Origin of the sequence: Actinomadura kijaniata NBRC 14229 (assembly GCF_001552175.1) — a bacterium.
Lineage (GTDB): Bacteria > Actinomycetota > Actinomycetes > Streptosporangiales > Streptosporangiaceae > Spirillospora > Spirillospora kijaniata.
Genome location: NZ_BCQR01000064.1, coordinates 22,222 through 35,108, shown reverse-complemented (window position 1 = coordinate 35,108; position 12,887 = coordinate 22,222). Strand labels below are relative to the sequence as shown.

Sequence of the window (12,887 nt, the reverse complement as noted above, 5' to 3'; positions counted from 1 at the left end):
GGTCCCCGCGCGTCCCGGTCCCGGCGCGGGGGCCGGGACGCGCGGTCCGTGCGAGGAGGCGCGATGGAGTTGCAGCCGGTACCCGCCTGGGGAACGATCCCGCGCATGCTGCGCGACCAGGCGGAACGGCACCCGGACGTGGCGGCCGTCGTCGCCGGGGACACCCGGCTGACCCTCGCCGAGCTGGCCCGGCGGGCGCACCGGACCGCGCGGGCGCTGATCGCCCTCGGCGTCGCCCCCGGCGACCGGGTCGCGGTCTGGGCCCCCAACACCCCCGAGTGGGTGGTCGCCGCCTACGGGATCTGGGACGCGGGCGGCGTCATCGCGCCGCTGTCCACCCGGTTCAAGGGCATCGAGGCCGCCGAACTGCTCCACAAGACCGGCGCGAGGGTGCTGCTGGTCGCCGAGGGCTTCATGGGCGTCTCCTACCTCGACATGATCGCGGACGCGGACCTGCCGGAGCTGGAGCACACGGTCCTGCTGACCGGCGCGTCCCCCCGTCCCGGCGCCGTGGCCTGGGACGACTTCCTCGCGCGCGGCGCGGAGGTCGCCGCGGAGGCGGCCGAGGACCGCGCGCGGTCGGTCTCCCCCGACGACCTCGCCTCGATCATGGCGACGTCCGGCACCACCGGCGCGCCCAAGGGCGTGATGCTGTACCACGCGCAACTGCTGCGCGGCTACTGGGACTGGGCGGAGATCGTCACGCTCCGGGAGGGCGACCGGTACCCGATCATCGCGCCGTTCTCGCACGGCTTCGGCATCAACGCGGGCCTGCTGGCCTGCGTGCTGCGCCGCGCCACGATGATGCCGGTCGCGCTGTTCGACCCGGGCGACCTGATGGACATGATCGAACGCGACCGGATCAGCGTCCTGGCGGGCGCGCCGCCGATGTTCTTCAAGATCCTGGACGAGCTGGACGGCCGCGACGTGTCGTCGCTGCGGGTGGCGATCTGCGGCGCGGCGGCCGTCCCGCCCGAGCTGATCCGCCGGCTGGTGGAGCGCGTCGGCCTGGAACGCATGATCAACGCGTACGGGCTGATGGAGGGCACGGTCGTGTCGATGACCCGCGCCGAGGACCCGGTCGAGGTGATCGCCTCCTCCACCGGGCGGCCCGTGCCCGGCGTGACGGTCCGGGTCGTCGACGACGACGGCAAGGACCTGCCGCCCGGCGAGCCCGGCGAGATCCTGGTCGGCGGCTACGGCGTCATGCGCGGCTACTGGCGGGACCCGGAGCGGACCGCCGAGGCCGTGGACGCCGACGGCTGGCTGCGCACCGGCGACATCGGCACGGTCGACGACGCGGGCAACGTGGCGATCGTGGACCGCAAGAAGGAGATGTTCATCGTCTCGGGCTTCAACGCCTACCCCGCCGAGATCGAGGGCCTGCTGCTGCGCTGCCCGCTGGTGGCGCAGGCGGCGGTGATCGGCGTCCCGGACGAGCGGCAGGGCGAGGTGGGCTGGGCCTACGTCGTGCCCCCGCCGGGCACGGACCCCGACCCGGACGCCGTCGTCGCCTGGGCCCGCGCCCACATGTCCAACTACAAGGTCCCGCGCCGCGTGATCATCGTGGGGTCACTCCCCGTCAACGCCAACGGGAAGATCGACAAGCCGTCCCTCCACGCCCGCGCCGCCGCCGAACGGCAGTGACGGGTTGGCGGCGGCGGCCGTCGCCGTCTCCCCGTCCGCGTCGTCGAGCAGCGCGACCAGCGCGTCCGGTGGCAACGCGGGATGCCCGGCGGCGGCCCGCCGGGCCCGCCGGTCGGCCAGGCACGCCAGGAGCGCCGCCGCCGTCGCGTCGGGACGGCGGGCGATCTCGCGCAGCGCCTTCGCCACCGGATGCCGCCGGGCCAGCTCCTCCAGCAGCGCCGCCGGGGCGTCGGGGTTGGCGGCGATCCCGGCGGCGACCCGCGCGCCGTGCCGTTCGAGCATGGCGCGCAGCCGCTCCTCCGGCAGGCCCGGGTGCGGCGCGACGGCGTCGGCCACCTTGGCGTCGGGGTCGGCGGCGAGCGCGTCGCGGATCCCGTCCGGCAGGTCGCGCCGCCGCGCCACCGGCATCCGCACCGCCGCGTCCGGATGGGCGGCCAGCTCCGCGACCTCGGCGGGCGAGGCGGCGGCGATCCGGGGCAACGGTGTCGGCCCGGCCTTGACGGTCCCCGCCAGGGTGACCAGGACGTCCAGCGGCAGGCGCGGGTTGCGCGCGAGATCGCGTCGCACGTCGTGGCCGGTGTCGGCGGCCAGCGCGCGCATCAGGCGTTCGCCGATCGCGGGGTTGGCGGCGAGGTCGGAGCGGACGCCGGGCTCCGGGCTCGCGGCGAGGCGTTCGTAGACCGTCGCGGGCAGGTCGGTGCGCCGCGCCAGCTCGCAGCGGAGCAGCATCGAGGGGTCGTCGGCGAAACGGGCGACGGTCCCGGCGGGCGTGGCCGGGTTGGCGATCGCCCGCATGCGCAGGGCGTGCGCCGTGTACTCGTGCGAGCCGTCGCAGGCCGCGCCCGGCGGCAGGTCGCAGTCGGTGCGGGGGCAGTACGGGTCGTGGAAGAACGGGATCTCCTCGCGCTCGCACACCAGGCACGTCCGCGCCGGTGGCAGCCCCTCCCCGGTGACCAGGGCGGCCAGCGTCCGCGGAGGCGTCGCCGCGTTGCCCGCGACCGCCGCGCGGACCCCGGCGTGCGGATCGGCGGCCAGCGTCTCCGCCACGTCAGACGGCAGGCCGGGACATTCCGCCAGCTTCTCCCGCCGTCCGGCGTCCGGGTCCGCCACCAGCACCCGCGCCCACTCCGGACGTCCCCGTCCTTGGCCGAGGAGGGCGAGCGCGATGTCCGGCGACGCCTCCGGATCGACGCCGTCGGCCGTCAGCGTCCCGCGCTCGGCCAGCGGGGCGGCGCACTCCGGAAACCGCGCGACCAGCGAGGCGGCCTGAGCACGGGTGAGGTCCTCCCGCCCGGCCAGCTCCCAGGCCAGCTCGCGGTCCGCGGTCGCGACCAGCCGTTCGCGCAGCGCGGGCGGCAACGACGGGTTGACGGCCAGGCCGTGCAGGAGGGGATTCACGAAGCGGCCCGGCCCTTGCCGTAGGCGGCGCGGGCCGTCCTGTTTGGGTTGCGCAGGGTCAGAGTGAGCATCCGCCGGCTGATCCCCGGGTCGCCTCCACCACGAAGGTGCCCTCCTCCACTCAGACCGACGATCACAGATCGTGGCCACTGTAACAATCGGTGCACTCGTGGAGGTGGGCCTCTTGTCCGTCACGTTCGACGAGACGACGCGCGCCCTGCCGGATCCCGAGGGCGCGGCCGCCAGCGGACCAGGGTCGTCTCCTCGTCCACGTCGGTGAAGACCGCCTCCACCGGGAAGCCCTCGTGCAGCTCGGCCGGGTCGCCGTCGACCAGGTCGCCGTACATCAGCATGTCGTGGCCCTCGTCCAGCCGGACCGCGACGACCGTGTAGGGCACCTCGTCGGCCATCGACCGCATGAAGACCTGGTGGTTGACGATCCAGGTGTAGACGCGGCCCGTTCCGCTCACCGGCACCCAGAGGTGCTCGCGGCCGCGGCACCGGTTGCAGACCGCGCGGGCCGGGAAGCGCGGCGTTCCGCAGCTCACGCAGCGCTGCACGGTCAGTTCGTGCCGCCGCACGGCCCGCCACCAGGGCGCGGAGTCGCGGTCGGTCTCGGGACGCGGACGCTGGGCGAGGCTCACGGGTCACTCCTGAGGATCAGCGCGGACGTGCCGGCCAGGACGTAGCCGGGCTGGGCGGTGGACAGCGCGACCTCCGCGCCCGGCACCTGGCGGTCGCCCGCCGCGCCGCGCAGCTGGGAGACCGCCTCGGCGACGTGGTTGATGCCGTGGACGTAGCCCTCGGACAGGAACCCTCCGTGGGTGTTGACCGGCAGCGCCCCGTCCAGGGCCGTCGCGCCGGACTCCACGAACGGGCCGCCCTCGCCCTTGGCGCAGAACCCGTAGTCCTCCAGTTGCACGAGCACGGAGTAGGTGAAGCAGTCGTACAGTTCGGCGACGTCGATGTCGCCCGGCCCGACCCCGGCCATCGCGTACAGGCGCGGCGCGATCCGGGCGGCCTCGGTCACGGTGAAGTCGGTGCCGGTCATGCCGCTCCCGGCCCCGGACAGGAAGCTGTCGCCGCCGCCCCACGCCGCGCCCGACACCAGGACGGGCCGGTGCCGCAGGTCGCGGGCGCGCTCGCGGGAGGTCACCACCACCGCGCACGCCCCGTCGGTCTCCAGGCAGCAGTCCAGCAGCCGCAGCGGCTCGGCGATCCAGCGCGAGGCCAGGTAGTCGTCCAGCGTGATCGGGTCGCGTTTCAGGGCCCGCGGGTTCTTCACCGCGTTCGCCCGCTGCGCGACCGCGATCCGGCCGAGCTGCTCGTGCGTGGTGCCGTAGGCGTTCATGTGCGCCCGCGCGTACATCGCGAACTGCTGCGGCGGCGCGAAGTAGCCGTAGGGGGCCTGGTACTGCGCGTCGAAGACCGGCGCGGGCGCGCGCCCGGTGCCGCCCATCCGGAACTCCGAACGCGCGTTGATCGCCCGGTAGCACACCACGGTCTCGGCGACCCCGGACGCGACCGCCATCGCCGCCTGCGCGACCACCGAGTGCGAGACGCTCCCGCCCCCGAACTGGTCCAGGTACCAGGACACCTCGGGGACTCCCAGCGCGGGCGCGACCACCCACGGCGGCGTGGAGTCGCCGACCCGGTGCGTGGCCAGGGCGTCCACGTCGTCCACGGTCAGGCCCGCGTCGTCCAGCGCGGCCAGGATCGCGTCGGCCGCCAGCGTCAGGGTCGATACCCCCGAGTCCCTGCTGAACGGGGTGTAGCCGACCCCGACGATCGCCGTCCGGTCGCGGAAGCCCGTCACATGCCCTCCCAGTCACCCGAGCAAGCGCTTGACCGCGAGCGTAGGCGCGGCCGGACGGCGGCGTCAACGGCGCGCGGCCTCGGTCCGCGGTCCTAGACCGACCCCGGACTTTGGACGGAGATCACCCCACTTGGGCCCCCTCCCGGAATCAAGCACCCCACCAGGGCCTTTAGATGATGGGGGGACGGTGACGGGCCGGGGGCGGCTTGACACCCCGAAGGCCGCCCGCCTATCGTCCAAGCAAGCGCTTGGCTAAGAGAAGGGAACGGGTCAATGGCCGACAACGCCGCCGCGGCCTCCGTGGCCTCCCAGGCCCCGCCCGCAGCCGGCACGGCCGGACACCCCGCGGGCCGGAGAGTGAAACCCCTGATGCAGCCATCCCCCCAGGGCCGGGCCGGTGCCCCGGTGACCGACGGCGCAGCGGTGACCGACATCGACAGCGCCCGCTTCCGCTCGGTCCTCGGCCGCTTCGCCACCGGCGTGGTCGCCATCACCGGCATCGACGCCGGCTCCGGGCGCCCCACGGGCCTGGCCGCCAACTCCTTCACCTCGGTCTCGCTGGACCCGCCCCTGGTGGCGTTCTGCGTGGCGCACACCAGCAGCACCTGGCCGCTGCTGCGCGCCGCCGACCGCCTGTGCATCAACATCCTCAGCGAGCCGCAGATCGAGGTCTGCAAGCGGCTCGCGGTCAAGGGCGGCGACAAGTTCGCCGACATCACCTGGACCGGCGCGCCCGGCGGCAGCCCCGTGATCGAGGGCGCGCTGGCGTGGATCGAGGTCTCGGTCGAGCAGGAGCACGTCGCGGGCGACCACGTGATCGTGGTGGCGCGCGTGCGGGCCCTGGACAAGCACCACGAGGGCGAGCCGCTGCTGTTCTACAAGGGCGGTTACGGCCGGTTCGCGGGCTGAGCCCTCAGGTCGCGGCCGGTTCGCGCAGCCGCGCCAGCACCTGCAACGGGTCGGCCAGCACCTCCGCGAACGCGTACTCGGCCGCCCCCACCAGCGTGACGTCGTCGCCGAGCGCCGAGGTGCGCAGCTTCACGCGTTCGCGCGGCGCGGCCAGCGCGCTGCTGGCCAGCACGCTGCGGACCTGCGCCGCCGACCCCAGGTAGATGTCGCGCAGCGTCCCGCCGAACACGACCATCCCCGGGTTGAAGATGTTGACCAGGTTGGCGACGCCGAACCCCAGCCAGTTGCCCACCCGGTGCAGCGCCTCGCGCGCCACGATGTCGCCCCGGTCGGCGGCGTCCACCACGGCGCGGACGGCGTCGCGCCCGGTCTCGCCGGGCCGCTCGGCGCGCCCGGCGTGGGCGAGCAGGGTCCGCTCCCCCACCTCGGTCTCCAGGCAGCCGCGCGCGCCACATGCGCAGGGCCGCCCGTTCGGGTTGACCATCATGTGGCCGATCTCGCCGCCGAACCCCTCCTGGCCGCCCAGCAGCCGCCCGCCGACGATGATGCCGCCGCCGACGCCGACGTCGCCGTGCAGGTAGATGAGGTCGTCGCAGCCGACGCCCGCGCCGCGCTCGTGCTCGGCCAGCGCGCCGAGGTCGGCGTCGTTGCAGACGGCGACCGGCACGCCCAGGCCGAGGCGGCGCGACAGGGACTCGCCCAGCGGGACGTCGCCGACGTCCAGGTTGGGGCCGAACATGATCTGGTGGTCGGCGCGCCGCACCACGCCGGGGAACGCCAGCGCCGCCCCCACGCACACCGCGTCGCGCCCGGCCTTGCGGACCAGCGAGCGGGCCGCGCCCGCCAGCACGTTGACCAGCTCGGCGCCGTCGGGGTCGCCGGGCGACCGGGTGGTCTCGCGCCGGTCCAGGATCTCCCCGCCGAGACCCACCCGCGCGACCGCGAGCCGGTCCACGCCGACGTCGAACGCCAGCACGTACACCCGCGTCGACTCCGGCCGCACCACCAGCGACGGCCGCCCGGCGCGGCGGCCGGGACGGCGCGGCAGCTCCTCCCGGACCAGCCCGGCGGCGGTGAGGTCGGCGGTGAGCGCCATGATCGTGCTGCGGTTGAGGCCCAGCGACTCGGCGAGCGTGGCCCGCGACGCCGGGCCACGGAGATGGACGAACCGCAGCAAAGTGCCCAGATTGTGCCGCCGGATGTCCTCCTGCGAAGGTCCCGCCCTCATCATGCGCGCAGCCCGAGCTTTCCACTGCGCCCGGCGGTGATCAGCTCGACGACCTCGCGGTGGGTGATGTCGGAGGTGCGGACCTGCGCGGCCATCCGGCCCAGGTACAGCGCGGCGATGCGGTCGGAGACGGCGAACACGTCGTTCATGTTGTGCGAGATCAGCACCACCGCCAGGCCCTTGTCGGCCAGGCGGCGCACCAGCTCCAGGACCTGCTGGGTCTGGGCGACGCCGAGCGCGGCGGCGGGCTCGTCCAGCACCACCAGGCGGCTGTCCCACAGCACCGCGCGGGCGATCGCGACGGTCTGCCGCTGCCCGCCCGACAGCGCCGCCACCGGACGCCGCACCGACCCGATCGTGCGGACCGACAGGTTCGACAGGACGCGGGTGGCCTCCTCCTCCATCGTGGAGTAGTCGAGCGACAGGCCCCGGGTCCGCTCCCGGCCGAGGAACATGTTCTCGACGATGTCGAGGTTCTCGCACAGCGCGAGGTCCTGGTGGACGATCTCGATGCCGAGGGCGTTGGCGTCGCGGGGACTGCGCGGCCGCACCGGGACGCCGTCGAAGTAGAACTCGCCCCGGTCGAGGTCGTGCACGCCGCCGATGCACTTGACCAGCGTGGTCTTGCCCGCGCCGTTGTCACCGACCAGCGCGGTGACCTCCCCCGGGTAGGCGACGAAGTCGACGTCGTGCAGCACCTGGACCGAGCCGAAACTCTTGTCGATGCCGCGCAGGTCCAGGACCGGTGTCACTGCCCTCTCCCACCGTGCCGCCGCGCCGCTTCGGGTCGTGCGGTGCTGGCTGGTGAGGGTAGCAGCGGCGGTCGCGGGCCGGAAAGCCGGAGCCGGCGGCCCGGCGGCGCCGCGCGCCGCCGGACCACCGGGCCACCGTGTCACGTCATCCCTCCGGGACCGTCATCTTCCGGCGGACGAACGCCGCCGCCGGGCCAGCGCGTCGATGCTGGCGGCCAGCAGCAGCACGCTGCCGGTGATGAGGAAGTTGAGGTAGGCCTTGGTGCCCAGCAGGCCCAGCCCGTTGTCGATGATCGCGATGACCAGGCCGCCCAGCACCGCGTCGCGGGCCTTGCCGCGCCCGCCGAACAGGCTCGTCCCGCCGATCACGGCCGCGCCGACCGCGTACAGCAGGTCGTTGCCGGCGCCCGAGCTCGGGGTGACCGAGTTCAGCCGGGAGGCGGCGACGATGCCGGCGATCGCCGCCAGCGTCGAGGCGATCATGAAGACGGAGATGCGGATGCGGGTCACGTTCACGCCCGCGCGGCGCGCGGCCTCGGCGTTGCCGCCGACGGCGTAGACGTGCCGGCCGTAGGGGGTGCGGCCCAGCACGAACGTGCAGGCGATCAGCAGCACGCCCACCAGCAGCACGCCCCACGGGATGCCCGCCAGGGTGATCAGCGGGCTGGGCGCGCGGTCCTGGCTGAGCAGCAGCGTGCCGCCCAGCAGCGCCGCGGCCACGACCGCGACCCGCGCGACCACCATCTGGAGCGGCTTGACCGACAGGCCGCGCGAGTGCTGCTGCCGCCAGCGCCACAGCTGCACGGCGGCGTAGCCGGCCGCGCACGCCGCGGCCAGCGCCCAGCCGAGCGCGACCGGCATGTTCTTGTTGGCCAGCGCGACGATGACGTCGTCGCGGACCGGGACGGTGCCGCCCTCGCCGACCAGCCGCAGCGTGATGCCCTGCAGGCCGAGGAACAGCGCCAGCGTCACCACGAACGAGGGGATCCGGATCACCGCGACCAGCCAGCCGATCGCGGTGCCGATCACGATGCCGGTGACGACCGCGCCGAGCACGGCCACGTACCACGGCTGCCCGGAGTCGACGATCAGCTTGGCCATCACCGCGGCGCACACGCCGCTGGTGACGCCGGCCGACAGGTCGATCTCACCGAGCAGCAGCACGAACACCAGGCCCATCGCCAGGATGGTCACCGGCAGCGCCTGGGTGAACAGGTTGGCGATGTTGCGGTCGGTCAGGAACGTCTCCGGGCGCAGCGCCGTGAACAGCGCGACCAGCGCGACGATGCCGAGGATGGCCGGGATCGCGCCCAGGTCGCCGGAGCGGACCTGCGCCCAGTAGTCGCGGAGCGCGCCCGCCATGTCGTTCTGACGGCGGTCGGCGGCGAAGTCGGCGTCCGCCATCCGCACTGGGCCGCTTTTCATGGCCCCCTGCTCCTTGGGGGTGTCGGTGGACATCGATGCTCCCACTACATGCTCTCGGCCGCGGTGGCCGGGGCGAGTCCGAGGTCGCCGGAGCGACCGGCGGTGATGAGTTCCACGACCTGGCCGTGGGTGACGTCGTCCTTTCTCACCTCGGCCGCGACCCGGCCGAGGTACAGGGTGGTGATGCGGTCGGCGACCTCGAACACGTCGTTCATGTTGTGCGAGATCAGCACCACGGCGTGGCCGGTGTCGGCCAGCCGCCGCACCAGGTCCAGGACCTGCCGGGTCTGGGCGACGCCGAGCGCGGCGGTCGGCTCGTCGAGGATGACCACCTTGGAGTCCCACAGCGCGGCCTTGGCGATGGCGACGGTCTGCCGCTGCCCGCCCGACAGGCTGGACACCTGCTGGCGCACGGACTTGACGGTGCGGACCGACAGCTTGGCCAGGGTCTCGCGGGCGGCCTGCTCCATGGCGTTCTCGTCGAGCACGATGCCCCTGCGGCGCTCGCGGCCGAGGAACATGTTCTGCACGATGTCGAGGTTGTCGGCCAGCGCGAGGTCCTGGTAGACGACCTCGATGCCGAGCCCGGCCGCCTCCCGCGGGCTGCCGATCTCCACCTCGCGGCCCTCGAACTCGACGGTGCCGGAGTCGATCGGGTGGATGCCCGCGATGCACTTGATCAGGGTGGACTTGCCCGCGCCGTTGTCGCCGACGAGGGCCATCACCTCACCCTTGCGCAGGGTGAAGTCCACGTCGTGCAGGACGTGGACGGCGCCGAAGCTCTTGTTCAGCCCGGTGATCTTCAGGACGGGTTCACCGTCGCGGTCGGCGGCGGGACCTCGGGTGGGGTCGGTCACGGTGCTCCTTCCGGAGGCGTCGGGCCCGTGGCGGGTCCCCCCAGCGGTGGGGGACCCGCCACGGTGTCAACGGGGATCTGCTGGAACGGTGACGCGGGGTCAGCCGATCCCGGCGGCCTTGCACTTGTCGGCGTAGGCCCCCTTGCAGAGCTCGTCCTTCTTCACGAACCCGTCGTCGACGACCTGCTTGATGTTCTCCTTGGTGATGCCGATCGGGGTGAGCAGCACCGAGGGGACGTCGCGGTTGCCCTTGGAGTCCTTGGTGGTGCCGTTGGTCTCGGGCTTCTGGCCGTTGAGGACGGCGAGCGCGAGCTTGGCGGCGGCGTCGGCCTCCTGCTTGACCGGCTTGTAGACCGTCATGCACTGGGTGCCGTCGAGGATGTTCTGCAGGCCCTGCACGGTGGCGTCCTGGCCGGTGACCGCGACCTTGCCGGCGGCGTTGTTCTTCTTCAGGATCGACACCGCGGCGTTGCCGAGGCCGTCGTTGGCGGCGAGCACGCCGTCGATCTTGCCGTTCTGCTGGGTCCACATCTGCTCGAAGATCGTGGCGGCCTTCTGGTTGTCCCAGTCGGGCACGGCCTGCTCGGCGACCTTCTTGTACCTGGCGACCTTGTCCAGGACGCCGTGCGCGCCCTGGGAGAACAGGGTGGCGTTGTTGTCGGTGGGCGCGCCGTTCAGGTAGACGATGTTGGCGTCTTTGTCGCCCAGGCACTTCTGCAGGCCCTTGCCCAGCTCCTCGCCGACCTTCACGTTGTCGAAGGAGACGTAGTAGTCGCTGACGCCGCCGAGGGCGAGGCGGTCGTAGTCGATGGTCTTGACGCCCTGCTGCTGCGCCTTGCGCTGCACGGCGGCGGCCGAGTCGGAGTCCAGGCCGTCCAGCACCAGCACGGTGGCGCCGCTGGTGATCATCTGGTCGGCGATGGTCTGGAAGCGCTGGGTCGAGCCCTCGGCGTTCTGGATGTCGTACTGGACGCCGGCGGCCTTGAAAGCCTGCTCCAGGTACGGACGGTCGAAGCTCTCGTAGCGGACCGAGGACTTGGTGTCGGGCAGGATCACGCCGATCTTGCCTTTGGCCTTGGCGTCGCCGCCGCCGGAACCGGAGCCGGAGTCGTCGCCGCCGCAGGCGGTGAGCGTGAGCGCGGCGGCGGCCGTCAGAGCGGTCAGGCCGAGGATCCCCTTGCGCATGGCCGGGTCCTTTCAGGGTCGGCCGCGGTGCGGCCGTTCGGGGTGGGTGAATGTTGTGCCCCGCAACTTATGTCGGCTTCGCGTTGGACGCCAGACCTTCAACGGGGTCTATTTGTTGTCCGCAGTAACAATCACGTAACACGCCCCCACCTGGGAGAAGATCATCTCTTCGGCTTCCCGACCAGGTGACGCACTCTGATCGATACCCCGTCCGGAAGGGGAGAATGTTTCCGGACTCAACATTCATCCGCCAGGCAGGACGCGTGTCGGACCCGCGCCCGGTCGTGCGGCCAGCGGCTCCGGCGAAGCCCGGGGGACGACGGACGCGTTCGTCAGCGGTGAGCGGCGAACGCGCGCGGCGGCCAGGGGTGATCATGCGGAGGGCGCCGGTGTGCCGGGCGTCCGCATGATCAATGTTTCAGCGGGCGGCGAGCACCCGCGCGACCCGGTCGGCCGCGAGGGCGACGTCGCGGGCGGGCGCGATCCTCTCGGCCCACGACCACCAGTACCACCAGCCGTCCGCCCCCTCCTCGGCCAGGATGTTCTCCGTGAGGACGGAGGCGTCCGGATTCATGACGTGCAGGCTCGGCTCCTGTAGCCGGGGAAGGGTGAGCCTCACCCTCAGTCCCCGTTTCGCCAGCTCGTCGCCGAGCTCTTCCAGATATTCGAGCCGCGTCTTCGGCAACGCGGCCGTTCCCGTATCGTCAGGCGTCATCCTCGGTCGCTCCCCCTGGATTCCGCATGGCCCGACGAGGACTCAGCCTCCCCGTTCGACGACCGCTCCGCAAGCACTTCGGGCAGGTCAGAGCACCGGAACACCCCTTGGAAGGGGGGTGGGGCGAAAGCGCGCGACGGCGCCTGCCGGGCGTGGCGGACCGGCGCAGCGCATGCGGGACCCCATCCGGGATATCTTGCCCACATAACGGCTTTCAGGGCGGATTGGGGAGACGATGACCGGGAGCGCGGGGGCGGGCCGGGACAAGACGCCGGGGCTGACCCGTCCGGACATGCCGCTGCCGAAGCGGCCCGGTTCCGAGGCCACCGCGGGGGACCCCCTCCCCACCCCGCCCGCCCCGCCGGAGCCGCCGCGGCAGCCGGAGCCGGGGCCCGGCACCGGTTCGGGCGGCCGGAACTGGCACCGCTGGCACTACCCGGTGGGCGTGTTCCTGACCGCCTACGGGGTGACGACGCTGGCCGCCACGGCGATCGGCTGGAGCGACCGGCGCGCGTGGTTCGCCGACTACGTGGGGTCGGGCCTGGCGGTTCCGGCGCTGGTGGCGGTGAAGGTCGTCGAGCTGCTGCTGGTGCTGGTCGCGCTGGCCGGGCTGCTGCGCCGCCGGGACGTGTGGTTCCTGCCCGCGCTGGCGGGCTGGATGGCGGGCTTCGGCGTGTTCGCCGTGCTGGACCTGGTCAAGGGCGAGTGGCTGGCCCTGCTGGAGCACGGCGCGTACCTGGCCGGGTTCGCGGTGCTGCTGTTCGTGTCCTACGGGCTGAGCGTCAGGGCGCGGGTGGGCCGGCGTCCGGCCGCGTCCGCGGCGCCGCGGGCCGGGGGCGACGCGCCGGGCGGCGGTCTCACCCGGACGCAGGAGTTCGCGCTGGCGGCGCTGGAACGCTGGCAGCGCACCCAGCAGAACCGGCAGCAGCCGCCGCAGGGCCCCACCCCCTGACCG

Annotated in this window: 12 protein-coding genes; 3 read left to right on the top strand and 9 right to left on the bottom strand. The window is 73.2% G+C overall.

Translation table 11 applies throughout. The features are described 5' to 3' along the window. The first annotated feature begins 63 nt into the window (after positions 1-63). On the top strand, positions 64-1,647 hold the full coding sequence (locus AKI01S_RS21030; RefSeq protein ID WP_067820445.1) for an AMP-binding protein: 1,584 nt from the start codon (positions 64-66) through the stop codon (positions 1,645-1,647). On the opposite strand, the gene AKI01S_RS21025 is transcribed toward AKI01S_RS21030, so the two are convergent. From AKI01S_RS21025 to AKI01S_RS21015, 3 genes are all read right to left on the bottom strand, one after another. Further along, on the bottom strand, positions 1,573-3,045 hold the full coding sequence (locus AKI01S_RS21025; RefSeq protein WP_067820442.1) for a hypothetical protein: 1,473 nt from the start codon (positions 3,043-3,045) through the stop codon (positions 1,573-1,575). The genes AKI01S_RS21030 and AKI01S_RS21025 overlap by 75 nt on opposite strands. A 191-nt stretch (positions 3,046-3,236) precedes the next feature. After that, on the bottom strand, positions 3,237-3,689 hold the full coding sequence (locus AKI01S_RS21020; protein WP_067820439.1) for a Zn-ribbon domain-containing OB-fold protein: 453 nt from the start codon (positions 3,687-3,689) through the stop codon (positions 3,237-3,239). Then, a complete protein-coding gene (locus AKI01S_RS21015; protein WP_067820435.1) occupies positions 3,686-4,861 on the bottom strand; it encodes a thiolase C-terminal domain-containing protein in 1,176 nt (391 codons plus the stop codon). Before AKI01S_RS21015 ends, AKI01S_RS21020 begins: the two co-directional genes overlap by 4 nt. A gap of 405 nt (positions 4,862-5,266) precedes the next feature. On the opposite strand from AKI01S_RS21015, the gene AKI01S_RS21010 reads away from it, so the two are divergent. Further along, a complete protein-coding gene (locus tag AKI01S_RS21010; RefSeq protein ID WP_245681713.1) occupies positions 5,267-5,770 on the top strand; it encodes a flavin reductase family protein in 504 nt (167 codons plus the stop codon). 4 nt (positions 5,771-5,774) lie between these two features. On the opposite strand, the gene AKI01S_RS21005 is transcribed toward AKI01S_RS21010, so the two are convergent. From AKI01S_RS21005 to AKI01S_RS20980, 6 genes are all read right to left on the bottom strand, one after another. Continuing rightward, on the bottom strand, positions 5,775-6,998 hold the full coding sequence (locus AKI01S_RS21005; protein WP_067820431.1) for an ROK family transcriptional regulator: 1,224 nt from the start codon (positions 6,996-6,998) through the stop codon (positions 5,775-5,777). Then, positions 6,998-7,750, bottom strand: coding sequence for an ATP-binding cassette domain-containing protein (locus AKI01S_RS21000; protein WP_067820428.1), 753 nt, complete (start codon positions 7,748-7,750; stop codon positions 6,998-7,000). The genes AKI01S_RS21005 and AKI01S_RS21000 overlap by 1 nt, the downstream gene beginning before the upstream one ends. A gap of 162 nt (positions 7,751-7,912) precedes the next feature. Next, on the bottom strand, positions 7,913-9,175 hold the full coding sequence (locus AKI01S_RS20995) for a sugar ABC transporter permease (RefSeq protein WP_245681712.1): 1,263 nt from the start codon (positions 9,173-9,175) through the stop codon (positions 7,913-7,915). Positions 9,176-9,219: 44 nt separating this feature from the next. Then, positions 9,220-10,032, bottom strand: a complete 813-nt coding sequence (locus AKI01S_RS20990; RefSeq protein ID WP_067820422.1) for an ATP-binding cassette domain-containing protein — start codon at positions 10,030-10,032, stop codon at positions 9,220-9,222. A gap of 99 nt (positions 10,033-10,131) precedes the next feature. After that, positions 10,132-11,217, bottom strand: a complete 1,086-nt coding sequence (locus tag AKI01S_RS20985; protein WP_067820419.1) for a sugar ABC transporter substrate-binding protein — start codon at positions 11,215-11,217, stop codon at positions 10,132-10,134. 418 nt (positions 11,218-11,635) lie between these two features. Continuing rightward, positions 11,636-11,932: a hypothetical protein gene (locus tag AKI01S_RS20980; protein ID WP_067820416.1), complete on the bottom strand. Its 297-nt coding sequence runs from the start codon at positions 11,930-11,932 to the stop codon at positions 11,636-11,638. A 235-nt stretch (positions 11,933-12,167) separates the two neighbouring features. Between AKI01S_RS20980 and AKI01S_RS20975 the strand changes: the two genes are divergently transcribed. Further along, a complete protein-coding gene (locus AKI01S_RS20975; RefSeq protein WP_067820413.1) occupies positions 12,168-12,884 on the top strand; it encodes a hypothetical protein in 717 nt (238 codons plus the stop codon). Positions 12,885-12,887: the final 3 nt, after the last annotated feature.